Here is a 22,575-nt window from a genome sequence, read left to right on the forward strand (position 1 = left end):
CATGTTACTGCGCCCGATTGTCAGCGTCAACCGCTTTTTAGCGGTTTAGCCGCGTTCGCCTGGAAAGCAGCCTGCCCGCCAAAATCCTTGTGCTTCTCAGTCACATCCCGCGCGTCGCTGTGCGACGAAACCGGCGCCTGGCACCAGTTATTCGCCGCTTTAATACCGCCGTTCGGCGAACTGTAGCCCAGACAGCCCAGAATCGTATCGAACAGCTCAACGTGGCGATGCGTCTTCCCGACGCGCTGCTGCGCCTGCAGACGCTCGAAATTAGCGCGGTTATTGGCATCGGCCAGATACTTATCCGACGCCCACACCATCATCGGCACGCGGAACTGCTCCGGCGGCGCCAGCTCGCGCGGCGTACCGTGCAGGTGCATATTCTCGCTAATCGACTCGCCGTGGTCGGCGGCATAAAACACAATCGCTTTCTTATCGCGCAGCTGATCGAGCACGCTATCGAGCATGCTATCCACGTAAAGAATCGAGTTATCGTAGGCGTTAATCAGCTGCGCCTTGCTGCAGGTCTCATCGACGCCCATACACTCCGGCTGATAGCGCGCGAAACTGCGCGGATAGCGTTGCGAATAGAGATAGTGCGAACCTTTGGTATGTAACACCACCAAATGCTTGCCGTGCGGATAGCGATCCAGCGACGCCTTCAGCTCCGGCACCAGCAGCATATCGTCAACCGACTTGCCTGCGTTACGCGGCTCCGAACCAATCTGCTCGCGGAAGGCGAAATTATCGACCTCCGCATTATCGTAAAACCAGACCTCGCTCTGCATGGCGAACAGCTCGGACGAAAAGCCCAGCTCCTTCATCACGGCGAAAATATTCTTCTCTTTCAGCGTGCGTCCCGGACTATCCTCGGTGCCGCCTTCGCGCACGAACATACAGCGCAGCGACAGCTTGGTGGCGGTGTCGCACGACTCGCCGCGGAACGCCACCAGATTCTTCTCTTTAGAAAGCTTCGGCGTGGTATCGCGATCGTAGCCCAGCATGCCCATATGATCCCAGCGCGTGGTCTCGCCGATCACGAACACCACATAGGTATCGTCGATGCCCGGCGGCGCGACATAGGTAAACTTCTTCGCCGGATCGAGCAGCTCCTGACTGTCCAGCGTCTCATCAATGCGTGTCCAGGCAAACAGCCCTACCGCTGCCAGCCAGTTTGACGGCAAATAAGAGTGCGCCACCACGCCGCCGTAGCTCGGCAGATCGATATTGGTGATCTCTTCATTGGCCTTTTGCAGCTTGTCGAAATAGCGGATCGGCAGCCACACCAGCGCCACGCACAACAGCATCAACAGCGCAGGCTTAAGGCGCTGTCCCGGCGTGCGCAGCTGCTCCATCAGCGTCTGGCTGAGGTTATTACGCCAGATCATCAGCAGCGGCAGCGCGCTGACGCCGACCATCCAGAGCACGAAGTGCAGGCCGACCACCTCTTTTGACAGGTCGACATCGGTGGTCATCACCGAGGCGACGATGCCGTAGCCGATCACCACGTTGAAAAAGGCCATATAGTAGGCCGCAGCGACGGAAATCAGCACCAGCAGCGTGGCGAGCACGCGATACAAACGTTTGCCGCCCAGCGACAGCAAACGCATCAGGAAAAAAGTCAGCACGACAATCGCCATCACTTCCGTGAAAGCCGTCAGCCAGTTGGTGGGTGTGGATTTGGTAAGAAAGCCGTCAAAACGACGGTAAAAAATCGGCAAATTCAGCAGGATGCCGATGTATAACGCCAGCAGCAGCGACAGCTTTTGCTGAGTTATGGTCTTAATATAATTCATTTTAAAGGGTTTTCCCGGGACTTAAGCACGATGATGTTGAACGCTATTGTGACTATCGCAACGCGGAAGAGTTCGCTTAATTAGCGCAGAGACATGACGATTGTCAGGCGAACAGGAAGAATCTGAACGGGATCGGACAGCTCTTTCACGAGGCGGCACAGTAGAACATAAAATAACCAGAGTGGCCAGAAAAGACGGCGGCAACAGGCGCCAGAAAAGCGGGGAAAACCAAAGCGGGCCCGCTGAGGGGCCCGTAAAACTTAGCGAATAATATTCAGCGTCACGTCGATGTTATTGCGCGTGGCGTTAGAGTAAGGACAAACGATATGCGCGGCGTCAACCAGCTTCTGCGCTTCCGCTTCATCCATCTCCGGCAGGTGAATATTCAGTTTAGCTTCGATGCCAAAACCGTTCGGAATCGGGCCGATGCCGACTTCGCCTTCAATCCATGCGTCTTTCGGCATCGCGATTTTGTCGCGGCCCGCTACAAACTTCATCGCGCCGAGGAAGCAGGCGGAATAGCCGGCAGCGAACAGCTGCTCCGGGTTAGTGACTTCGCCGCCGGCGCCGCCCATCTCTTTCGGCACGCCCAGCTTCACGTCCAGCACGCCGTCAGAAGAGGTTGCACGGCCATCACGGCCGCCGGTTGCTTTGGCTTTTGCGGTATAAACAACTTTCTCTAAAGACATAACTTCCTCTCTGTATAAACGATTTAATCGTACGCGATTAATATGAGTGTAGCAGGTGTTTCAGCGGGCGCGAGCGCCCGGTAAATCTTTAGCGCGACCGGTTGAGATTGTCGCGCAGTAAATCGAGCCCGTTCTTCAGCGCCAGCAGCGCCTTATCATCGCAGGCCGTGGCGCACTGAATCGCCTCTGGAATAGCGCTCGCCTGGCTTTGCAGTTCGCGGCCCTGCTCCGTCAGCGTGACCACCACCTGACGTTCATCCTGACGAGAACGCTGGCGGTTGATCAATCCTGCGCTTTCCAGCCGCTTCAGCAGCGGCGTCAGCGTGGCGGAGTCGAGAAACAGCTGCTCGCCGATTTCAGAGACGGTGAGATCGTCCTGCGCCCACAGCACCAGCATCACCAGATATTGCGGATAGGTGAGATCGACCTGCGACAGCAGTTGTCGATAGACTTTATTCATCGCCAGGTTGGCGGAATAGAGCGCGAAGCAGAGCTGTTGATTGACCAACAGTGGCGCCGTCTTCACTTTTTTGTCATTTTGGTTACTGTTCATGGCAGTTAATATAAATAGCGCGCTAGATAATTGCAAGCAACTTTTTTAACCAGGAGGGCTTTTGCATGCTGGAATCGCTGGAAGAGCAGGCGCGACGCTACGCGACGCGCGCTCATGCTGAAGCCGGTCAACGGCGCAAATATACGGACGAACCCTATATCGTGCACCCCGCCGCCGTGGCGGAGCTGGTGCGCAGCGTCAGCGCAGACGACGCCCTGCTGGCGACCGCCTGGCTGCACGATACGGTTGAGGATACCGCCACCACGCTGGCCGACATTGAAGCGCACTTCGGTTCGCGCGTGGCACAGCTGGTGGGAATGCTGACCGACAGCGTCCAGCCGCAGGCGAAAAACCGCGCCGCGCGCAAGCTGGCGCATTTTCGCCATACCGCCGAGGCGTCGCCCGAGGCGCAAACCGTCAAGCTGGCCGATATTATCGATAATACGCGCGCCATCGTACGCTTCGATCCCCACTTCGCCCGCATCTATCTGGTGGAGAAACGCGTTCAGATCCAACTGCTGAAGCAGGGCGACGCCCAGCTATGGCAGCAGGCCAGCGCCATTATCGAACAGGGCATCGCGCAGCTCAGCCAACCGCCCTACAGCGTGCCGGAAAGCTGGTTCGTTAAACAGGCGGCGAAATATGGCGAGCTGAGCTAAAAAAAAACCCGCCGCGGCGGGTTCTCTTTTTTTCTTGTTTTTAATCCAGTAACTGCCGTCCGAGATAGGGGTTGGCATGCAGCAATTTCATCAGTTTCTGCGCCGTCGCGGAAGGACGTGTACGGCGCGCTTCCCAGCTTTTTACTGAGGAGACGCTGACGCCCATCACTTTGGCAAATTCATCTACTTTCATTCCGGTTAACTCACGCAGGCGTTGCGGCTCTGGCATAGCGGGCTGAAGCTGAATTTCAGTTGTGGCAGGTGTTGCATCACGTGTCAGTACAATCTGCTCAAGGCTGCTGAGCAATTCAAAAACAGGATCTTTTACTTCCATAGAGAACTCCTTAAAACTCACTATGAATCACGTGAAAGTAGAGGTAAAAACCAAATGGTTCACACACCGATCTTTGCAGGCTGTATCCCGCAAGGGTTTATGGTTATCGTTAGTAAAACCCCTACGGGACACAGCCTGATGCCCACTGCCTGGTAAGGTTGCCAGAGCAATGCGCCATCTCGCCGGGATTCTAAGTATGGATAGAGACCTGACGATTTGCTGCGTGAATATCGATTATTTTTTTAGCTAAAGCTGTCCTTTTCGCTATAAGCAAAACAAGCCTTTGATCACAAAAGGCAAACCCGCCGCGCTGCGCTTAAAAAAAGCGCAAAAATTGCAAAAAATGCGCACCGTTTACACTGCTACTGTAAAGCTTTCTGTCTAATAATCAGGCAAAAATCGCGCCAGGATGCAAAGCCTGTGATTTTTTCTTGTTTCACCTCTTCCCCGGCCTGCGACAGGATAGACATTGCACCACTTCGGCACATTGTTATGGCGCAGCTGCACTCTGCTAAGGAACGGGAAATGCATTCTGAGTTCGATTTTCACGCCAGCTACGCGTCGCATCGCGTGCCGGTGATGGGCCGCAACGCGGTGGCGACTTCTCAGCCGCTGGCGTCGCAGGCGGGTCTGCGTATGCTGCTGCAGGGCGGCAACGCGGTGGACGCGGCGATCGCCACCGCCATGGCGCTGACGGTGCTGGAGCCGACCGGCAACGGCATCGGCAGCGACGCCTTCGCCATCATCTGGGACGGCAGCCGGCTGCACGGTCTGAACGCGTCGGGCCGCGCGCCGGCCGCCTGGCATCCCGGGCGCTTCGTCGGCCGCAGCCGCATGCCGGAGATCGGCTGGGAAGCGGTGACGGTGCCAGGCGCAGTATCGGCATGGGTTACGCTGGCGGAGCGTTTCGGCACCCTGCCGCTGACCACGCTGGCGCAGCCCGCCATCGACTACGCGCGCAACGGCTTTCCGGTTTCGCCGCTGATCGGCGAACTCTGGCAGCGCGGTTTCGACAAACTCCAGCATCAGCCCGGCTTTTGCGCATGCTTTGCGCCCGACGGCAGGCCGCCGCGCGCTGGCGAACTGTTTCGCAATCCGGCACAGGCCGACACGCTGCAAAAGATCGCTGAAAGCAACGGAGAGAGTTTTTATCGCGGCGAGCTGGCGCAAAAGATGGTCGCCTTCGCCCGCCAGCACAACGCCGCGCTGACGCTGGAGGATCTCGACAGACATCGCGCCGACTGGGTCAGCGTGCTGTCGCAGCCGTTTGCCGGCGGATCGGTGCAGGAACTGCCGCCCAACGGCCAGGGGATCGCCACGCTGATTGCGCTGGGCATTCTCGAGCAGCTCGATATCGGCCGCTACGCGCCCGACTCCGTTCCCTGGCTGCACCTCTCGATTGAGGCGATGAAGCTGGCGCTGGTGGATCTGGCGCGTTACGTCAGCGATGAAGATCATCTTGAGTTTCCGGCGCAGCGGCTGCTGAGCGAGCGCTACCTGCGTCAGCGCGCGGCGCTAATCGATCCTCAACGCGCGGGCGACTTCGTCTTTGGCGCGCCGCAGCAGAGCGGCACCGTCTATCTCAGCGCCGCCGACGCCAGCGGCATGATGGTCTCTTTTATTCAGTCGAACTTTATGGGCTTTGGCTCCGGCGTAGTGGTGCCTGGCACCGGCATCAGTTTGCAGAATCGCGGCGCGGGCTTCTCGCTCGATCCCGCGCATCCCAACGTGGTGGCGGGCGGCAAGCGCCCTTTCCATACAATCATCCCGGCTTTCGCCCTCGACGCGCAGGGCGCGCCGTTAATGTCGTTCGGCGTTATGGGCGGGCCGATGCAGGCGCAGGGCCATCTGCAGCTGGCGCTGCGCATTATGCTGCACAAACAGAATCCGCAGGCGGCAATCGACGCGCCGCGCTGGCGCGTGGAGCAGGGTCGTCACGTGGTATTCGAATCCGGGCTTGAGCGCAATACGCTGGCGGCGCTGCGTCGGCTGGGACATCAGGTAACGCTGGAGGATCCGCTGCAGGGCTATAACTTCGGCGGCGCGCAGGCGATCGTTCGCGACCCGCAGGGGTTCTATATCGCGGCGACAGAGAGCAGAAAGGATGGTCAGGCGGTGGTGTTTTAGCGAGACAGGGGCAGCAGCGCTGCCCCGTCAGGCCGCCAGAACCGGTCGTACGCCCAGCGTATGGCAAATGGCGTAACTCATTTCTGCGCGGTTTAGCGTATAGAAGTGGAAATCCTTCACCCCTTCGCGCGACAGAATTTTCACCATATCCATGGCGATATTGGCGCCGACCATTTTGCGCGTCTCTGGATCATCGTCCAGCCCCGCAAACATCGCGTTCATCCAGCCCGGCACGCGCACGTTGGTCATGGTGGCGAAGCGCGTGAGCTGTTTAAAGTTCGACACCGGCAGAATACCCGGCACGATCTCGACGTCGATGCCGGTAGCGACGCAGCGGTCGCGAAAGCGCAGGTAGCTCTCGACATCGAAAAAGAACTGGGTGATGGCGCGGCTGGCGCCCGCATCGATTTTACGCTTCAGGTTGATGAGATCGGCCTGCGCGCTTTTCGCCTCGGGATGCACTTCCGGGTAGGCGGCCACAGAGATATCAAAATCCCCGACCTCTTTCAGCAGCGACACCAGATCGCAGGCGTACATCTCCGGTTTGCCGCCGTTCGCCGGCAGATCGCCGCGCAGCGCCACGATATGGCGAATGCCGTTGTTCCAGTAATCTTGCGCAATTGCGCGCAGCTCGTCGCGCGAGGCGTCAATGCAGGTCAGGTGCGGTGCGGCTTCGAGGCCGGTGCGATCTTTAATGCCTTTAATAATGCTGTGGGTGCGGTCGCGCTCGCCGGAGTTGGCGCCGTAGGTGACGGAGACGAATTTCGGCTTCAGGCTGCTGAGACGATCGATTGAGTGCCACAGGGTCTCTTCCATTTCGCTGGTGCGGGGCGGAAAAAACTCGAATGAGACATTAATTTGCCCGTTCAGCTCCGCCAGGCTCTGATTCAGCGCTTCGCGCTGGTTGGCATGAAAGAAACTCATCCTGCTTACCTCATCAAAAACGTCAGGTTAATTTGCGATCTACGAACATCCATACGTTTAGACGTCCAGATGCACAAAATGAACCAATCTCAGACAGGCGTCAACTGAAAAGTAATAAAGCGGCGTGACAAATATTCAAACAGCGTGAGGGAAATTCATGCGGATAGAAAAGTGGCGTTGAGCGCCTGCCACGGAGACAGGCGCGTCAAAGATTACAGCAGTTGAGCAAGTCGATGAATATCGGACTGAATTGCGCCGGCGGTGACGTCGCGTCCCGCGCCTGGACCGCGGATCACCAGCGGATTGTCGCGATACCAGCGGCTTTCAATCGCGAAGACGTTATCGCACGGCAGCAGCGACGCCAGCGGATGCTCAGGCCGCACCGCTTCGACGCCGACGCGCGCTTTGCCGCTGGCGTCGAAACGCGCCACGTAGCGCAGCACCAGCCCCATCTCCTGCGCCGCTTCCAGCCGCTGCAGCATCTGTTCGTTAAGCGCGTCGCCATGCTCGAAGAAATCGTCGATCGATCCCGCCTCGCAGCCGGTCGGCACCAGCGACTCGACGCGCACCTGGTCAGGCTCGATGTTGTAGCCCGCCTCGCGCGCGAGGATCACCAGCTTGCGCTTCACGTCCTGACCTGACAGATCGACGCGCGGATCCGGTTCGGTCAGGCCCTGCTGCCACGCCTGGTCCACCAGCTCGGTAAAAGGCACCGTGCCGTCGAACTGCAGGAACAGCCAGGAGAGCGTGCCGGAGAAGATGCCGCTGATGGCTAAAATGGTGTCGCCGCTGTCGCGCAGATCGCGCACCGTGTGGTTAATCGGCAAACCGGCGCCGACCGTGGCGTTATAGAGCCAGTGTCGTCCGGTTTTGGTAAAGGCGTCGCGGATCTGGCGCCAGCTCTGGCTGTCGGACGCCCCGGCGACTTTATTCGCGCTGATGACGTGAAAGCCGTGGCTGGCGAAATCGAGATACTGCTGCGCCAGCGGCGTGCTGGCGGTGACGTCAAGCACCACCAGATCGTCGAACGGATGCGCGCGCATCCACAGGAACAGCGACTCTTCGTCGCGCTCCTCCGCCTCATCATCGAAAAAGGCGAGCGCGCGGCTGGCGTCGAGCCCCTCATAGCTCAGCAGGCTGCGTCGACTGTCCGCCACGCCCGCCAGCACATATTCAAAGCCGGTGCGCGCCGACAGCGCCTCCTGCTCGCGCGCGAACAGCTCCAGCCAGCGCGAGCCGATATTGCCTTTGCCGAACAGCATCAGACCGATGCGCTTTTCCGCGCGAAACAGCGACTGATGCAGCCCCTGCACCAGCGACTGCGTCGGCCCGACGCGCAGCACCGCCACCAGGCTGATGTGATCTTCCGACTGCCAGACGAACTCGACCGGCTGATCCTGGATCTCCTGCCAGAAGCGGTGGCTGTGCAGCGGGTTGCGCGTGACGCCCGCGCCGACCAGCGCTACCAGCGCCAGCCCTTCGCGCAGCTGCAGATGGGCGGGCAGACCCGCATCCTGCAGCAGCTGAAACACGCTGTTGACCACTTCGGCGGTATAGCAGAGCTGCAGCAGCTGGCGATCCGGATGCACGCCGGTCGCCAGTGGGCGTAGCTGAGCGCGCTTGAGGTGAAGCTCGACCTCTTTATGCAGCGCCGCGAAATCGTGCCGCTCCGGCACCTGAACCTCAATCAGGCAGACATCGTCATGACTGGTGACGATGCGCGCGCCGGTGCCGGACGCCAGCACGCGCTCGATGCGCGTCGAGCCCTGCTCCGGCTGATAGCTGCAGCGCAGTTGCAGATCGATATCGCTGCCGGAAACCGGCTGCAGCGTGCGCGTATGCAGCACCGGCGCGGCAAGGCGCGCCAGCTCGCTCGCTTCGTCGAGGCGCAGCAGCGGCAGCAGACAGGCGTCGGAAACTTTGCGCGGATCGGCGCTGTAAACGCCGGCGACGTCGCTCCAGATAGTGACGCGGCCAACGCCCGCCAGCGCGCCAATCTGCGTGGCGGAGTAGTCGGAACCGTTGCGCCCCAGCAGCACGGTCTCGCCCGCGTCGTTGCGGCTAATAAAGCCGGTCACCACGATACGCTGGTGCGGATGCTGCGCCAGCAGCGTTTGCAGCAGCGGCCAGGATTTGCCTTCGTCGACCTGCGGCTGCGCGGCGCGCTCCGCTCGCAGAAAGTCGCGCGCGTCGAGCCAGCAGGCGTCGATTTCGCGCTGGCTCAGCACCGCCGCCATCAGGCGCGCCGACCACACTTCGCCGTGGCCGACCACTTCAGCGTAGACCGCGTCGCTGATGGCGCCGTCGAGCAGCGCAGCGAGCTTTTCCAGATCGCGAATAAAGTTCGCCATCAGCGGCTCGGCATATTCAACCGGCAGCAGTCCGGCGATCAGCTCGCTGTGATAACGCCGTAAAGCCTGTTGCACCTGATGCGCGGCCAGGCGATCGCTCTGGCTGAGCTTCAGCCAGCTAATCAGCTGGTTAGTGGTAGAGCCAGCCGCGGACACCACCATCAAATCGCCCGGCTGGCTGTAATCCGCCATGATGCTGGCGACGCGCTGATAACAGCGCGCATCCGCCAGGCTGCTGCCGCCAAATTTGTGCAACTGCTTACTATTCGGCGTTGCCGCGCCGGCTGAAATCGTCATTTTTAACCCTCGGATGCCGTCCGGAACGCATTATCCAGATCGGCGATTAAATCTTCATGATCCTCAATGCCCACAGAGACGCGCAGCAGCGTCTCGGAAATACCCGCCGCGGCGCGCGCTTCCGCCGACATGCCGGCGTGCGTCATGGTCGCCGTGTGGGAAATCAGGCTTTCTACGCCGCCGAGCGATTCCGCCAGCGTAAACAGCTGCAGCGCTTTGAGAAAACGACGCAGCAAAGCTTCGTCGCCGTCCAGCTCGAAACTCAGCATCGCGCCGAAGCCGCGCTGTTGACGCGCCGCGAATTCGTGTCCGGCGTTTTCCGGCAGCGAAGGATGATACAGCTTTTTCACCAGCGGTTGCTGTTGCAGATAGCTCACAATCGCCAGCGCGTTACGCTGCGCCGCCGCCATACGCGGCGCCAGCGTGCGCAGACCGCGCAGCAGCAGGTAGCTGTCGAAAGCCGCGCCGGTGACGCCGATATTATTCGCCCACCAGGCGAGTTCGGTTACTAACGCCGGATCTTTCGCAATCACCGCGCCCGCCACCACGTCGGAGTGGCCATTGAGATATTTGGTGCAGGAGTGGATCACCAGGCCTGCGCCCAGCGCCAGCGGGTTTTGCAGCGCCGGGCTGAGGAATGTATTGTCGACCACGCTGACGGCACCTGCGCCGCGCGCCGCCTCGCAGATGGCGGCGATATCCACCACGCGCAGCAGCGGATTGCTTGGGCTCTCCACCAGCACCAGCTTCGGTTTCTCCGCCAGCGCCGCATCCAGCGCCGCGCGATCGCCCTGATCGACGAATTTCACGCGGTAAGCGCCGCGCTTCGCCATGCTGTCGAACAGGCGATAGCTGCCGCCGTAGCAGTCGTGCGGGGCGACAAGCAGATCGCCCGGCTTCAGGAACACCGTCGTCACCAGATGGATCGCCGACATGCCGGTATTGGTCAGCACCGCGCCCGCCCCGCCCTCCAGCTCCGCCAGCGCGCGCTGCACCACGTCGCGCGTCGGGTTGCCACGGCGCGAATAGTCATGCGCGCGCGGTTCGTTAAAATCGAGGAAGTTATAGGTGCTGGAGAGGTGAATCGGCGGGACAACGCAGCCATATTGCTCGTCATCATTCAAACCGCTGCGGACTGCGATGGTTGCCTGTTTACGCGTCATGGTGCTTTTTGTTCCTGAAGAGAGTAATAAAGAGGCATCAGGATAACATTCCACAATTGGACGTCAATACATCTGGACATCTAAATGTCTTTGCGTATAGATTGAGCAGAATGCCATAACCCGCTAAAATTACGCCTCATTGCCTGCATTTTGCGTCCGCTTTTGCGGCCAGGATGAAGAAACCCCGCAGTTCAAGAGGTCAGGCACGGTAAAATCGGGCATAATCCACGGATTTCCCACTTTCAACTTTTGATTAAGGTAACCCATGGCTGAATGGAACGGCGAATATATCAGCCCCTACGCTGAACACGGTAAGAAGAGTGAGCAGGTTAAAAAGATCACTGTCTCTATCCCGTTGAGCGTGCTGAAAATTTTAACGGATGAGCGCACTCGTCGTCAGGTGAATAACCTGCGTCACGCCACCAACAGCGAACTGCTGTGTGAAGCCTTTCTGCATGCTTTCACCGGACAGCCGCTGCCGGACGATGTCGATCTGCGCAAAGAACGCAGCGATGAAATTCCGGAAGAAGCGAAAAAAATTATGCGCGAAAAAGGCGTCGATCCCGACACCTGGGAATATTGATAGCGTTGCCTGCCGCTGGCAGCAGATTATCGTGTGAGACTCTGCTGCCATAGTTTTCTTGCGCTAACTGTTTGTCGCGTATTGCTATCGGCAAGCGTCGCCGAAAGAAACATTTTTCCTGCTCTCATCAGTAAAGACCTTCCCGCACACCAGAAAACCTTCTCTTTTTGATTATTCTCTCTGGCACTTGCCAGCGCGAGATTCGCCGACGTTTAATGGCCAGAAAATAAACAGGGCCAGTCTGCTGCCGGATAAAATCAGGATGTCAGCGTGCGCTGCGCCTACAGGCAGTCAACGGATGTGATGAAGAGTGCAGAACGGAAGAAGAAGTCGGAGAGATAATGCGAAGAGAAAACAGCAAAGCGGAATGACTCAGCGCCAGGCGCGAATCATTCCGCTCAGAAAACTTATTTTTTAGCGCCCGGTACGCTGAAACGCTTGTTGAAGCGGTCAACGCGGCCACCGGTTGCAACTTCACGCTGCTTACCAGTGTAGAACGGGTGACATTTACCGCAGACGTCCAGGTTCATGTCGTGAGCCATAGTAGAGCGAGTGTGAATCACATTACCGCAGGTGCAGGTGATGGTCACAGCTTCGTATTTCGGGTGAATACCTTGTTTCATGGGAGAACCTCATAAAAGGCCGTGTCGCTCTCCGTGCCAGGCTAAAAACCTGCACAGCACCACACGCGGTTGAACATTAATGTTTAGGCTCTGGCGAGACCTTTCTCACCAAAGGCGGCATACTATACAGAAAATAACCGCTTTTAGCAAATCTTCTGCAAGATACCCGCTGGTCGCGCCAGCGTGTACACTAGGCGTCCCGCTATGAATCGTTGAACCGGAAAGAGATCGCCATGCCCGTCGTTCAGGTTGCCCTGCCCGTTCCGCTACCCCGTCTGTTTGACTATCTGCCGCCGCACGGCGCGCAGCCGGTACTGGGCGGGCGCGTCAGCGTGCCGTTCGGCAACCGGAAAATGGTTGGCGTCGTGGTGGGCTTCCGCGAACAGAGCGATTTGCCGGAGGCGCAGCTCAAGCGCGTCGCCGACGTGCTGGACAGCGAATCACTCTATCCGCCTTCGCTATGGCGGCTGCTCAACTGGGCGGCGGGTTACTACCATTCGCCCGTGGGCGAGGTGCTGAGCCACGCGCTGCCGGTGCTGCTGCGCCAGGGCAAGCCGGCGCAGGACGCGCCGCTGTGGCAGTGGATCATCACCGAGCAGGGCCAGGCGACCGCGCCGGAGAGCCTGAAGCGCGCGCCGAAACAGCAGCAGGCGCTGGCGGCGTTGCGTAATCAGCCGCTCTACCGCCATCAGGTCGCCGAGCAGGATCTTACCGAAACCGCCTTTCAGGCGCTGCGCGCGAAAGGCTTGTGCGACCTGCGCGAACACCAGCCGCAGCGGCTGGACTGGCGCACGCGCTACGCCGTCAAAGGCGAGCGTCTGCGGCTCAATACCGATCAGGCGATGGCGGTCGGCGCTATCCGCAGCGAAGATGAGCACTACGCCGCCTGGCTGCTGGCCGGCATCACCGGCTCCGGCAAAACCGAAGTCTATCTCAGCGTGCTGGAAAATGTGCTGGCGCGCGGCAAGCAGGCGCTGGTGCTGGTGCCGGAGATTGGCCTGACGCCGCAGACCATCGCCCGCTTTCGCGAGCGCTTCGACGCGCCGGTCGACGTGCTGCACTCTGCGCTCAACGACAGCGAGCGCCTTGCCGTCTGGCTGCGCGCACGCCAGGGCGAAAACGCCATTATCATCGGCACGCGGTCGGCGCTGTTTACGCCGCTGGCGCGTCCGGGCGTGATCATCATCGACGAAGAGCACGACAGCTCTTATAAACAGCAGGAAGGCTGGCGCTATCAGGCGCGCGACCTGGCGGTATTCCGCGCGCGAGAAGAGGATATCCCGATCGTGATGGGCTCGGCGACGCCCGCGCTTGAGACGCTGCACAACGTGCGCAGCGGCAAATATCGCCAGCTCGACCTGACAAAACGCGCCGGCAATGCGAAACCGGCTCTGCAGCAGCTGGTGGATCTCAAAGGCCAGCAGCTTATTGGCGGACTGGCGCCGGCGCTGATCGGCAAAATGCGCCAGCATCTGCAGGCGGATAATCAGGTGCTGCTGTTTCTCAACCGCCGCGGCTATTCGCCCGCCCTGCTCTGCCACGATTGCGGCTGGATTGCGGAGTGTCAGCGCTGCGAGCGTTACTATACCCTGCACCAGCAGCAGCGCCAGCTGCGCTGCCACCACTGCGACAGCCAGCGACCGCTACCCAATCAGTGCCCGCAGTGCGGCTCGACGCATCTGCTGCCGGTCGGCGTCGGCACGGAGCAGCTGGAGCAGCAGCTCGGCACCCTCTTCCCTGGGGTGCCGATATCGCGCATCGATCGCGACACCACCAGCCGTAAAGGCGCGCTGGAGCAGCATCTGGCCGACGTGCATCGCGGCGGCGCGCGCATCCTGGTGGGTACGCAGATGCTGGCGAAAGGCCACCACTTTCCTGACGTGACGCTGGTGTCGCTGCTGGACGTCGACGGCGCGCTTTTCTCCGCCGACTTTCGCGCCGCCGAGCGCTTCGCGCAGCTTTATACGCAGGTTGCGGGCCGCGCCGGTCGCGCTGGCAAACAGGGCGAAGTGCTGTTGCAGACCCACCATCCGGAACATCCGCTGTTGCAGACGCTGCTGCACCAGGGCTATTTCGCCTTCGCCCAGCAGACGCTGCTGGAGCGCCAGTCGGTCATGCTGCCCCCCTGGACCAGCCACGCGCTGTTTCGCGCCGAGGATCACGACAACCAGCAGGCCGCCGAATTTTTGCAGCAGCTGCGCAATCTGCTCGACGCCAGCCCGCTGAAGGATACCGCGATGTGGCTGATGGGCCCGGTGCCGGCGCTGCAGCCAAAGCGCGGCGGACGCTGGCGCTGGCAGCTGCTGGTGCAGCACGCCTCGCGTAAGCGCCTGCAGCAGCTGCTCGACGGCTCGCTGCCGCTGATCGCGACCCTGCCCGCCGCTCGCAAAGTCAAATGGACGCTCGATATCGACCCCACCGAAAGCTAAGCCTGCGAGCCAGATCGAAAAAAGTCGCACAAGTCACAATTTTTATGCAAATTAAGTAACAAACCAGCCGCGCAATCGTTAACAATGTGCGCGGCGTGGCTTTTTTCGGCCACAACTAACCTTTGAATGCGTCAGGAGTAGAGTGTTGGAGCAGAACCCTCAAGCGCCCGCCACCATGAAAGATGTGGCTGAGAAGGCGGGCGTTTCCACCGCCACCGTCTCACGCGCGCTGATGAATCCTGAAAAAGTATCGGCGGCGACGCGACAAAAAGTCGAACAGGCGGTGATCGCCGTCGGCTATGCGTCGCACGGCCTGACGCGCAACGCCCGTCGCGGCGACACGCAGACGATTCTGGTGATTGTCCCCGATATCTGCGATCCCTTTTTTAGCGAAATTATTCGCGGCGTCGAAGTGACGGCGGCGCAGGAAGGCTATCTGGTGCTGATTGGCGACTGCGCGCACCAGAACCAGCAGGAGAAGACGTTTCTTGATCTGCTGCTGACGCGCCAGATCGATGGCATGGTGCTGCTCGGTTCGCAGATCCCGTTCGATCCCGTTCACGAGGAGCAGCGCAATCTGCCGCCGATGGTGATGGCGAACGAGTTCGCCCCGGAGATGGCGCTGCCTACCGTGCATATCGACAACCTGACGGCCGCCTTCGAGGCGGTCAACCATCTGCTGCAGCTGGGCCATCGCCAGATCGCCTGCATCGCCGGCCCGGAAGCGATGCCGCTGTGCCAGTATCGCACTCAGGGCTATATTCAGGCGCTGCGCCGCAGCAATCTCACCGTCGATCCTACCTATATCGTACGCGGCGACTTCAGCTTTGAAGCGGGGGCGCAGGCGTTGAAACAGCTGATGGCGCTGCCGCAGCCGCCGCGCGCGCTTTTCTGTCACAGCGATATGCTGGCGCTCGGCGCGATGAATCAGGCTAAGCGCCTCGGCCTGCGCGTGCCGCAGGACCTCTCGATTGTCGGCTTCGACGATATCGAGCTTTCGCGCTATTGCGAACCGCCGCTTACCACCGTGACGCAGCCGCGCTATCAAATTGGGCGCGAAGCGATGCTTCTGCTGCTGGATGAGCTGCAGGGCAAGCGCGTAAATAACGGTTCGCGACTGCTGGATGCCGAACTCACCGTGCGCGGCAGTACGGCGCCTGAGAAGAAGCGCGAGAAATAGCCGCTCTTTTGGGTTATTTTCAGGAGATTCTTAAGGCGAACACTGCTGGTCAAAGTTCCAACCCTTAAGTAACATGGCGGACTCCTTGCCGGGCGGTCTTTTTAGGCGTTTTCGCCCCGTTGGCACGATTTTTTGAAGGGTATCAGAACGAGAGTGGCACAGAGAGATTATGTAGGCCGCGGGCGTTCAACAGGGACGCGTCGCAAAAAAAGCAGCACCAGCCGTGGAAAGAAAAGCAAAGGCGGTTCAGGTGTTTCCAAACTCATGATAGGGCTTGCCGTCGCGGTGCTGGTGACCTTTGCCGGTGGTTTATGGTTCCTTGCGCATCATAAAAAAGAAGATGTGCCGGTGATCCCGGATCATAAAGCCAACGGCAACGGCCTGCCGCCGAAGCCTGAAGAACGCTGGAAATATATTAAAGAGCTGGAAAACCGTCAGGTGACGGTGCCGACGCCGACTGAACCTTCGGCGGGCGGCGAAATCCAGTCGCATACCCAGCTCACCGATGAACAGCGCCAGCTGCTGGAACAGATGCAGGCGGATATGCGTCAGTCGCCGACGCAGCTGAATGAAGTGCCGTGGAACGAACAGACGCCGGCACAGCGTCAGCAGACTCTGCAGCGCCAGCAGCAGCTTCAGATGCAGTCGCGTCAGCAGCAGCAGGCAACGCAAAGCGCGCCGGCACGTCAGCAGACCACGCAGCCGAGCCAGCCAGCGCGCCAGACGCAGACCACGCATCAGTCTCAGCAGCAGCCGAGCGCGCGTCCTGCGGCGCAGCCGCGTCAGACTCAGACGCAGCAGCCTGCGCCCGTCACGCGCGAACCTGCGCAGGAGACGGCGAAGAAAGCCGCGGAAAAACCAGCCTCTTCGCAGCGCTGGATGGTGCAGTGCGGCTCCTTCAAAGGCACCGACCAGGCGGAATCGGTGCGCGCCGGTCTGGCATTCGAAGGTTTCGAAAGCCGCATTACCACCGGCGGCGGCTGGAATCGCGTAGTTATCGGTCCATTGAAGGATCGCAGCGCCGCCGACAGCACCCTGAAGCGGCTGCGCGGCAACGGCCATTCAAACTGTATTCCGCTCGCCGTCGGGGGTTGAAACCCGCCAAAGCCGCCCCATATCTGGTTGCATGATGCGCCGCGCCTTGCCGCGCGGCGCTTTTTTTCTACTGCAACAAGGGGTCTGCCCGTGACAACAATAGTAAGCGTACGACGCAACGGACGAGTCGTTATCGGCGGTGATGGCCAGGCAACGCTCGGCAATACCGTGATGAAAGGCAACGTGAAAAAAGTGCGTCGTCTTTACAACGATAAGGTAATTGCCGGTTTCGCTGGCGGCACTGCAGATGCCTTCACGCTCTTTGAACTCTTCGAACGTAAACTGGAAATGCATCAGGGCCACCTGGTGAAAGCCGCCGTCGAGCTGGCGAAGGACTGGCGCACCGATCGTATGCTGCGCCGTCTTGAAGCGCTGCTGGCGGTCGCCGATGAAAATGCCTCGCTGATCATCAGCGGCAACGGCGACGTTATCCAGCCCGAAAACGATCTGATCGCCATTGGTTCCGGTGGCCCCTTCGCTCAGGCGGCGGCGCGTGCGCTGCTGGAGAATACCGAGCTGGGCGCGCATGAGATCGTCGCGAAATCTTTAGATATCGCAGGCGACATCTGCATCTACACCAACCACAATGTTAACTTCGAAGAACTGCCGTCCAGGGCGTAAGGATTAAACATGTCTGAGATGACTCCCCGCGAAATCGTCAGCGAACTGAATCGCTTTATCATCGGCCAGGACGGCGCAAAAAAAGCTGTCGCCATCGCCCTGCGCAACCGCTGGCGTCGTATGCAGCTCGACGAAGAGCTGCGCCACGAGGTGACGCCGAAAAACATTCTGATGATCGGCCCGACCGGCGTCGGTAAAACCGAAATCGCCCGTCGTCTGGCGAAACTCGCCAATGCGCCGTTTATCAAGGTGGAAGCGACCAAATTCACCGAAGTGGGCTACGTCGGTAAAGAAGTCGACTCCATTATTCGCGATCTGACCGACGCCGCCGTGAAAATGGTGCGCAGCCAGGCGATTGAAAAGAACAAATACCGTGCCGAAGAGATGGCGGAAGAGCGCATCCTCGACGTGCTGATCCCACCGGCCAAGAACAACTGGGGCCAGCCGGAACAGAGCAACGAACCTTCCGCCGCGCGCCAGTCGTTCCGTAAGAAGCTGCGCGAAGGCCAGCTGGACGATAAAGAGATTGAGATCGACCTCGCGGCCGCGCCGGCTGGCGTCGAAATCATGGCGCCTCCAGGCATGGAAGAGATGACCAACCAGCTTCAGTCGATGTTCCAGAATCTGGGCGGCCAGAAGCAGAAGCCGCGCAAGCTGAAAATTAAAGACGCGATGAAGCTGCTGATTGAAGAAGAAGCGGCCAAGCTGGTTAATCCGGAAGAGCTGAAGCAGGACGCGATCGAAGCGGTAGAGCAGCACGGCATCGTCTTTATCGACGAGATCGACAAAATTTGTAAGCGCGGCCAGACCTCCGGTCCGGACGTTTCGCGCGAAGGCGTACAGCGCGATCTGCTGCCGCTGGTGGAAGGCTGCACCGTCTCAACCAAGCACGGCATGGTGAAAACCGATCACATCCTGTTTATCGCCTCCGGCGCGTTCCAGGTCGCCAGCCCGTCAGATCTGATCCCGGAACTGCAGGGCCGTCTGCCGATCCGCGTCGAGCTGCAGGCGCTGACCGTGAACGATTTCGAGCGCATCCTCACCGAGCCTAATGCCTCTGTGACCGTGCAGTATAAAGCGCTGATGGGAACCGAAGGGGTTAACGTCGAGTTCACCGAGGACGGTATTCGCCGCATCGCTGAAGCGGCGTGGCAGGTCAACGAAACCACCGAGAATATCGGTGCGCGCCGTCTGCATACCGTGCTGGAGCGTCTGATGGAAGATATCTCCTATGACGCCAGCGATCGCCATGGCGACTCCGTTACCATCGACGCGGAGTATGTCAGCAAGCATCTGGATGCGCTGGTGGCGGACGAAGATCTCAGCCGCTTTATCCTGTAATTCCGTTTTTTCTATGCGCTTGCGCAAAGCCCGGCCACTGAGCCGGGCTTTTTTTTCTGCATGCTGCTGATGCAGCGCCTTTTTTTTCCGCTGATGATTTTGCCAACAATCTGCAACTGGCGGTATACTTACCCCTCCTGTGGCAAACAGATGAACCCATCATGAAATACGATACCTCTGAACTCTGCGACATCTACCATGAAGAAGTGAACGTTGTTGAACCGCTTTTTTCAAACTTTGGTGGCCGCACCTCATTTGGTGGTCAGATAACCACAGTGAAATGTTTTGAAGACAACGGCCTGCTCTACGATCTGCTGGAAGAGAACGGCCGCGGCCGCGTGCTGGTGGTTGACGGCGGCGGTTCGGTGCGTCGCGCGCTGGTGGATGCGCAGCTGGCGCGTCTGGCGGTCGAAAGCGAATGGGAAGGCTTAGTGGTTTACGGCTCCGTGCGTCAGGTAGATGACCTGGAGGAGCTGGAGATCGGCATTCAGGCGATTGCCGCTGTACCGGCGGGCGCGGCGGGCGAAGGCATCGGCGAAAGCGATGTGCGCGTTAACTTCGGCGGCGTCACCTTCTTTTCCGGCGACCATCTCTACGCCGACAATACCGGCATAATCCTCTCTGAAGATCCGCTCGATATCGAGTAATGCCGAAAACGAAAACGGGAGCGATGCGCTCCCGTTTTTCATTCTAATGAGGCGCTTACACCTCTTCCATTTTTCCCAGCAGCGCACGCAGGCGATCCTGCCACAGATGCTGCTCTTCCTTTAGCTGCTGATTTTCACGCACCAGCGAGTCATGATTGCCCGCCGCCTGTTGCGCTTCGTTTTTCAGCGCGTTGTTCTGCTCTTTCAGCTCTTCGATTTCCATCTGCAGCAGAGTGATGGTATCAATCGCCTGCTGTACTTTCGCTTCCAGTTTCTCGAATACTTCAAATGACATCTTTCTGACCTCTCCTAAATTCTCGCAGGGCGTTGATGATGCCAGCCTTAGCGCATGACGCCCTGTATCAGCCAGGCCAGCAACAATGTTTCCGATTGTATGTAGCCTGATAGCGCAAGTCCAGCGACGCGGGCACTGCGGGCGCAGTCTGTAACACTTTTCGGCTTATACCTGGACTCTTGCCGCTGCGCGCGGTCGCCGCGAAAAACGAGGCGGCTGAAAAGTTGAAATGATGTTTCATGAAAGTGAAAAGGCGCGAAAACGCGCATTTTTTTGACTCAGCACACAGATTTAGATTTCGCTATTTCTCGTTTATGCTCGTTAACGATAAATTTACACCAGCCCTACAAGAGAGCTGGGTGACTCATGGATTGAGAACAAAAACTGATAAAATTTAACCTCGCTTCAGGAATACCATTATGAGTCAGACATCGAACACACTGAAAGGGCAGTGCATCGCCGAATTTATCGGAACCGGCCTGATTATCTTCTTTGGCGCGGGCTGCGTAGCCGCGCTGAAAGTCGCCGGCGCCGCCTTCGGGCAATGGGAAATCTGTATTATCTGGGGACTCGCCGTCTCCATGGCCGTCTACCTTACCGCCGGCGTATCTGGCGCCCATCTTAACCCTGCCGTCACGGTGGCGCTGTGTCTGTTCGCCAACTTTGAAGGGCGCAAGGTGGTGCCCTATATCCTGGCGCAGGTCGCTGGCGCATTCTGCGCTGCCGCGCTGGTTTACGGCCTTTATTACAATCTGTTCTTCGATTACGAGCAAAGCCATCAGATGGTGCGCGGCACGGTTCAGAGCCTGGATCTGGCCGGCATCTTCTCAACCTACCCTAATCCGCACATCAGCGTAGGACAGGCGTTCCTGGTTGAAATGGTGATCACGGCGGTGCTGATGGCGGTAATTATGGCGCTGACCGACGATGGCAACGGCGTACCGCGTGGTCCGCTGGCGCCGCTGTTGATCGGCCTGCTGGTTGCCGTTATCGGCGGCGCAATGGGCCCGCTGACCGGCTTCGCCCTGAACCCGGCGCGCGATTTCGGACCCAAGCTGTTCGCCTTCTTTGCGGGTTGGGGTAACGTGGCCTTCACGGGCGGTAAAGATATCCCCTACTTCCTGGTACCGATCTTTGGCCCGTTAGTGGGAGCCTGTCTGGGCGCCTTCGGCTATCGCGCGCTGATTGGCCGCCACCTGCCTGGCGCCGTACTGGCCAGCAGCAAAACAGAAAAACCGGTCGCACGCGCTGAGCAGCGTAAAGCGTAAGTTTCACCTTTTCATCGGGAATGCATTATGACGACTACCACTGATAAAAAATATATTGTTGCGCTCGACCAGGGCACCACCAGCTCACGCGCCGTCGTGCTGGATCACGACGCCAACATCGTTGCGGTATCGCAGCGCGAATTTACCCAGATCTACCCGAAAGCGGGCTGGGTTGAACATGACCCGATGGACATCTGGGCATCGCAAAGCTCGACGCTGGTAGAGGTGCTGGCGCACGCCGACATCCGTTCCGATGAGATCGCCGCGATCGGCATCACTAACCAGCGCGAAACCGCCATCGTCTGGGACAAAGAGACCGGCAAGCCGATCTATAACGCCATCGTCTGGCAGGATCCGCGCACCGCGGACTACTGCAACAAGCTGAAAAAAGAGGGTCTGGAAGAGTATATCCAGCACACCACCGGGCTGGTCATTAACCCCTACTTCTCCGGCACCAAGGTGAAGTGGATCCTCGACCATGTAGAAGGCGCGCGCGAACGCGCGAAGCGCGGCGAGCTGCTGTTCGGCACCGTCGACACCTGGCTGGTGTGGAAAATGACCCAGGGACGCGTGCATATCACCGATCACACCAACGCCTCGCGTACCATGATGTACAACATTCACAAGCTGGAGTGGGATCAGCGCATGCTGGAGATCCTCGATATCCCGCGTGAAATGCTGCCGGAAGTGAAAGGCTCTTCAGAAGTGTACGGTCAGACCAACATCGGCGGTAAAGGCGGCACGCGTATTCCTATCGCCGGTATCGCAGGCGACCAGCAGGCGGCGCTTTATGGCCAGCTCTGCGTTCAGCCGGGCATGGCGAAGAATACCTACGGCACCGGCTGCTTTATGCTGATGAACACCGGCACCGAAGCGGTGACCTCTTCGCACGGCCTGCTGACCACCATCGCCTGCGGCCCGCGCGGCGAAGTGAACTACGCGCTGGAAGGCGCGGTATTTATCGGCGGCGCCTCGATTCAGTGGCTGCGTGACGAAATGAAGCTGATCAGCGACTCGACCGACTCGGAATACTTTGCGCTGAAAGTGAAGGATACCAACGGCGTTTATATGGTTCCGGCCTTTACCGGCCTGGGCGCGCCCTACTGGGATCCCTATGCGCGCGGCGCGATTTTCGGCCTGACGCGCGGCGCTAACGCCAACCACATTATTCGCGCCACGCTGGAGTCTATCGCCTACCAGACGCGCGACGTGCTGGAAGCGATGCAGAACGACGCCGACACCCGCCTGCAGTCGCTGCGCGTGGACGGCGGCGCGGTGGCGAACAACTTCCTGATGCAGTTCCAGTCGGACATTCTCGGCACGCGCGTTGAGCGTCCGGAAGTGCGCGAAGTTACCGCGCTGGGCGCCGCCTATCTGGCGGGTCTGGCGGTAGGCTTCTGGAACGATCTGGAAGAGGTGCGCGCCAAAGCGGTCATCGAGCGCGAATTCCGCCCGAGCATCGAGACCACCGAGCGCAACGTTCGCTACGCCGGCTGGAGAAAAGCGGTGGCGCGCGCGCAGGCGTGGGAAGATCACGACGAGTAACATGAGCGTGCGCCAGCCGCCGCTGGCAACTATCTCAACCTCTCTGGCCCGCGAC

19 protein-coding genes and 1 pseudogene are annotated in these 22,575 nt (G+C 59.4%); 11 read left to right on the plus strand and 9 right to left on the minus strand.

Features of this window, described 5'->3' with window-relative positions; translation table 11 throughout:
- Positions 1–122: 122 nt before the first annotated feature.
- From eptB to AC6I7Z_RS18610, 3 genes and pseudogenes are all read right to left on the minus strand, one after another.
- Positions 123–1,796 (minus strand): annotated as a pseudogene (gene eptB / locus AC6I7Z_RS18600) (kdo(2)-lipid A phosphoethanolamine 7''-transferase); the annotation flags it as partial.
- 260 nt (positions 1,797–2,056) lie between these two features.
- Entirely contained in the window at positions 2,057–2,485 is a 429-nt protein-coding gene (locus AC6I7Z_RS18605; RefSeq protein ID WP_033754461.1) for an organic hydroperoxide resistance protein, read from the minus strand.
- A gap of 88 nt (positions 2,486–2,573) precedes the next feature.
- Positions 2,574–3,038 (minus strand): MarR family winged helix-turn-helix transcriptional regulator, encoded by a 465-nt coding sequence (locus AC6I7Z_RS18610; protein ID WP_497815274.1) that lies wholly within the window; start codon positions 3,036–3,038, stop codon positions 2,574–2,576.
- Between the two features lie 65 nt (positions 3,039–3,103).
- Between AC6I7Z_RS18610 and AC6I7Z_RS18615 the strand changes: the two genes are divergently transcribed.
- Positions 3,104–3,697, plus strand: a complete 594-nt coding sequence (locus AC6I7Z_RS18615; RefSeq protein ID WP_497815275.1) for an HD domain-containing protein — start codon at positions 3,104–3,106, stop codon at positions 3,695–3,697.
- Between the two features lie 40 nt (positions 3,698–3,737).
- Here AC6I7Z_RS18615 and AC6I7Z_RS18620 read toward each other — a convergent pair whose 3' ends face one another.
- Positions 3,738–4,031 (minus strand): HTH-type transcriptional regulator, encoded by a 294-nt coding sequence (locus AC6I7Z_RS18620; RefSeq protein ID WP_033754453.1) that lies wholly within the window; start codon positions 4,029–4,031, stop codon positions 3,738–3,740.
- Between the two features lie 525 nt (positions 4,032–4,556).
- Between AC6I7Z_RS18620 and AC6I7Z_RS18625 the strand changes: the two genes are divergently transcribed.
- Positions 4,557–6,158, plus strand: a complete 1,602-nt coding sequence (locus tag AC6I7Z_RS18625; RefSeq protein ID WP_497815276.1) for a gamma-glutamyltransferase family protein — start codon at positions 4,557–4,559, stop codon at positions 6,156–6,158.
- Between the two features lie 27 nt (positions 6,159–6,185).
- Here the strand turns inward: AC6I7Z_RS18625 and metF are convergent, their stop codons facing one another.
- The 3 genes from metF to metB all read right to left on the minus strand — a co-directional run bounded on the left by metF (position 6,186) and on the right by metB (position 10,893).
- Positions 6,186–7,082, minus strand: coding sequence for a methylenetetrahydrofolate reductase (metF, locus tag AC6I7Z_RS18630; protein WP_497815277.1), 897 nt, complete (start codon positions 7,080–7,082; stop codon positions 6,186–6,188).
- A 212-nt stretch (positions 7,083–7,294) separates the two neighbouring features.
- Positions 7,295–9,730 carry a bifunctional aspartate kinase/homoserine dehydrogenase II gene (locus tag AC6I7Z_RS18635; RefSeq protein ID WP_497815278.1) on the minus strand — a complete coding sequence of 812 codons (2,436 nt, stop codon included), beginning with the start codon at positions 9,728–9,730 and terminating at the stop codon, positions 7,295–7,297.
- Positions 9,731–9,732: 2 nt separating this feature from the next.
- Positions 9,733–10,893, minus strand: coding sequence for a cystathionine gamma-synthase (metB, locus tag AC6I7Z_RS18640; RefSeq protein WP_497815279.1), 1,161 nt, complete (start codon positions 10,891–10,893; stop codon positions 9,733–9,735).
- Positions 10,894–11,158: 265 nt separating this feature from the next.
- Here metB and metJ point away from each other — a divergent pair, with 265 nt between their 5' ends.
- Entirely contained in the window at positions 11,159–11,476 is a 318-nt protein-coding gene (metJ, locus tag AC6I7Z_RS18645) for a met regulon transcriptional regulator MetJ (protein ID WP_033754441.1), read from the plus strand.
- A gap of 407 nt (positions 11,477–11,883) precedes the next feature.
- Here the strand turns inward: metJ and rpmE are convergent, their stop codons facing one another.
- Positions 11,884–12,099: a 50S ribosomal protein L31 gene (rpmE, locus tag AC6I7Z_RS18650; protein ID WP_033754439.1), complete on the minus strand. Its 216-nt coding sequence runs from the start codon at positions 12,097–12,099 to the stop codon at positions 11,884–11,886.
- 233 nt (positions 12,100–12,332) lie between these two features.
- On the opposite strand from rpmE, the gene priA reads away from it, so the two are divergent.
- The 6 genes from priA (at position 12,333) to rraA (ending at position 19,412) form a co-directional block, all read left to right on the plus strand.
- Positions 12,333–14,528: a primosomal protein N' gene (priA, locus tag AC6I7Z_RS18655; protein WP_497815280.1), complete on the plus strand. Its 2,196-nt coding sequence runs from the start codon at positions 12,333–12,335 to the stop codon at positions 14,526–14,528.
- Between the two features lie 145 nt (positions 14,529–14,673).
- A complete protein-coding gene (cytR, locus tag AC6I7Z_RS18660; protein WP_096072356.1) occupies positions 14,674–15,708 on the plus strand; it encodes a DNA-binding transcriptional regulator CytR in 1,035 nt (344 codons plus the stop codon).
- A gap of 153 nt (positions 15,709–15,861) precedes the next feature.
- A complete protein-coding gene (ftsN, locus tag AC6I7Z_RS18665; protein ID WP_497815281.1) occupies positions 15,862–16,803 on the plus strand; it encodes a cell division protein FtsN in 942 nt (313 codons plus the stop codon).
- Positions 16,804–16,893: 90 nt separating this feature from the next.
- Positions 16,894–17,424 (plus strand): ATP-dependent protease subunit HslV, encoded by a 531-nt coding sequence (hslV, locus tag AC6I7Z_RS18670; RefSeq protein WP_103797267.1) that lies wholly within the window; start codon positions 16,894–16,896, stop codon positions 17,422–17,424.
- Positions 17,425–17,433: 9 nt separating this feature from the next.
- The gene (hslU, locus tag AC6I7Z_RS18675) at positions 17,434–18,765 is read left to right on the plus strand and encodes an ATP-dependent protease ATPase subunit HslU (protein WP_497815282.1); all 1,332 of its coding nucleotides are present in this window, start codon (positions 17,434–17,436) and stop codon (positions 18,763–18,765) included.
- Positions 18,766–18,926: 161 nt separating this feature from the next.
- Complete coding sequence (gene rraA, locus AC6I7Z_RS18680; protein WP_286869800.1) at positions 18,927–19,412, plus strand: ribonuclease E activity regulator RraA; 486 nt, start codon at positions 18,927–18,929, stop codon at positions 19,410–19,412.
- A gap of 55 nt (positions 19,413–19,467) precedes the next feature.
- Here rraA and zapB read toward each other — a convergent pair whose 3' ends face one another.
- Complete coding sequence (zapB, locus tag AC6I7Z_RS18685; RefSeq protein WP_033754422.1) at positions 19,468–19,707, minus strand: cell division protein ZapB; 240 nt, start codon at positions 19,705–19,707, stop codon at positions 19,468–19,470.
- Positions 19,708–20,126: 419 nt separating this feature from the next.
- Here zapB and AC6I7Z_RS18690 point away from each other — a divergent pair, with 419 nt between their 5' ends.
- Positions 20,127–20,975: an MIP/aquaporin family protein gene (locus AC6I7Z_RS18690; protein WP_033754419.1), complete on the plus strand. Its 849-nt coding sequence runs from the start codon at positions 20,127–20,129 to the stop codon at positions 20,973–20,975.
- Between the two features lie 27 nt (positions 20,976–21,002).
- Positions 21,003–22,520 (plus strand): glycerol kinase GlpK, encoded by a 1,518-nt coding sequence (gene glpK, locus AC6I7Z_RS18695; RefSeq protein ID WP_497815283.1) that lies wholly within the window; start codon positions 21,003–21,005, stop codon positions 22,518–22,520.
- Positions 22,521–22,575 lie beyond the last annotated feature (55 nt).

The organism is Pantoea sp. X-Soil-MYKO-1289, from assembly GCF_059730625.1.

Excerpts from the sequence above, each read along its gene's own strand:
- AC6I7Z_RS18605 (WP_033754461.1), bottom strand. The coding sequence starts at position 2,485 with ATGTCTTTAGAGAAAGTTGTTTATACCGCAAAAGCCAAAGCAACCGGC.
- AC6I7Z_RS18610 (WP_497815274.1), bottom strand. The coding sequence starts at position 3,038 with ATGAACAGTAACCAAAATGACAAAAAAGTGAAGACGGCGCCACTGTTG.
- AC6I7Z_RS18615 (WP_497815275.1), top strand. The coding sequence starts at position 3,104 with ATGCTGGAATCGCTGGAAGAGCAGGCGCGACGCTACGCGACGCGCGCT.
- AC6I7Z_RS18620 (WP_033754453.1), bottom strand. The coding sequence starts at position 4,031 with ATGGAAGTAAAAGATCCTGTTTTTGAATTGCTCAGCAGCCTTGAGCAG.
- AC6I7Z_RS18625 (WP_497815276.1), top strand. The coding sequence starts at position 4,557 with ATGCATTCTGAGTTCGATTTTCACGCCAGCTACGCGTCGCATCGCGTG.
- metF (WP_497815277.1), bottom strand. The coding sequence starts at position 7,082 with ATGAGTTTCTTTCATGCCAACCAGCGCGAAGCGCTGAATCAGAGCCTG.
- AC6I7Z_RS18635 (WP_497815278.1), bottom strand. The coding sequence starts at position 9,730 with ATGACGATTTCAGCCGGCGCGGCAACGCCGAATAGTAAGCAGTTGCAC.
- metB (WP_497815279.1), bottom strand. The coding sequence starts at position 10,893 with ATGACGCGTAAACAGGCAACCATCGCAGTCCGCAGCGGTTTGAATGAT.
- metJ (WP_033754441.1), top strand. The coding sequence starts at position 11,159 with ATGGCTGAATGGAACGGCGAATATATCAGCCCCTACGCTGAACACGGT.
- rpmE (WP_033754439.1), bottom strand. The coding sequence starts at position 12,099 with ATGAAACAAGGTATTCACCCGAAATACGAAGCTGTGACCATCACCTGC.
- priA (WP_497815280.1), top strand. The coding sequence starts at position 12,333 with ATGCCCGTCGTTCAGGTTGCCCTGCCCGTTCCGCTACCCCGTCTGTTT.
- hslU (WP_497815282.1), top strand. The coding sequence starts at position 17,434 with ATGTCTGAGATGACTCCCCGCGAAATCGTCAGCGAACTGAATCGCTTT.
- rraA (WP_286869800.1), top strand. The coding sequence starts at position 18,927 with ATGAAATACGATACCTCTGAACTCTGCGACATCTACCATGAAGAAGTG.
- zapB (WP_033754422.1), bottom strand. The coding sequence starts at position 19,707 with ATGTCATTTGAAGTATTCGAGAAACTGGAAGCGAAAGTACAGCAGGCG.
- AC6I7Z_RS18690 (WP_033754419.1), top strand. The coding sequence starts at position 20,127 with ATGAGTCAGACATCGAACACACTGAAAGGGCAGTGCATCGCCGAATTT.
- glpK (WP_497815283.1), top strand. The coding sequence starts at position 21,003 with ATGACGACTACCACTGATAAAAAATATATTGTTGCGCTCGACCAGGGC.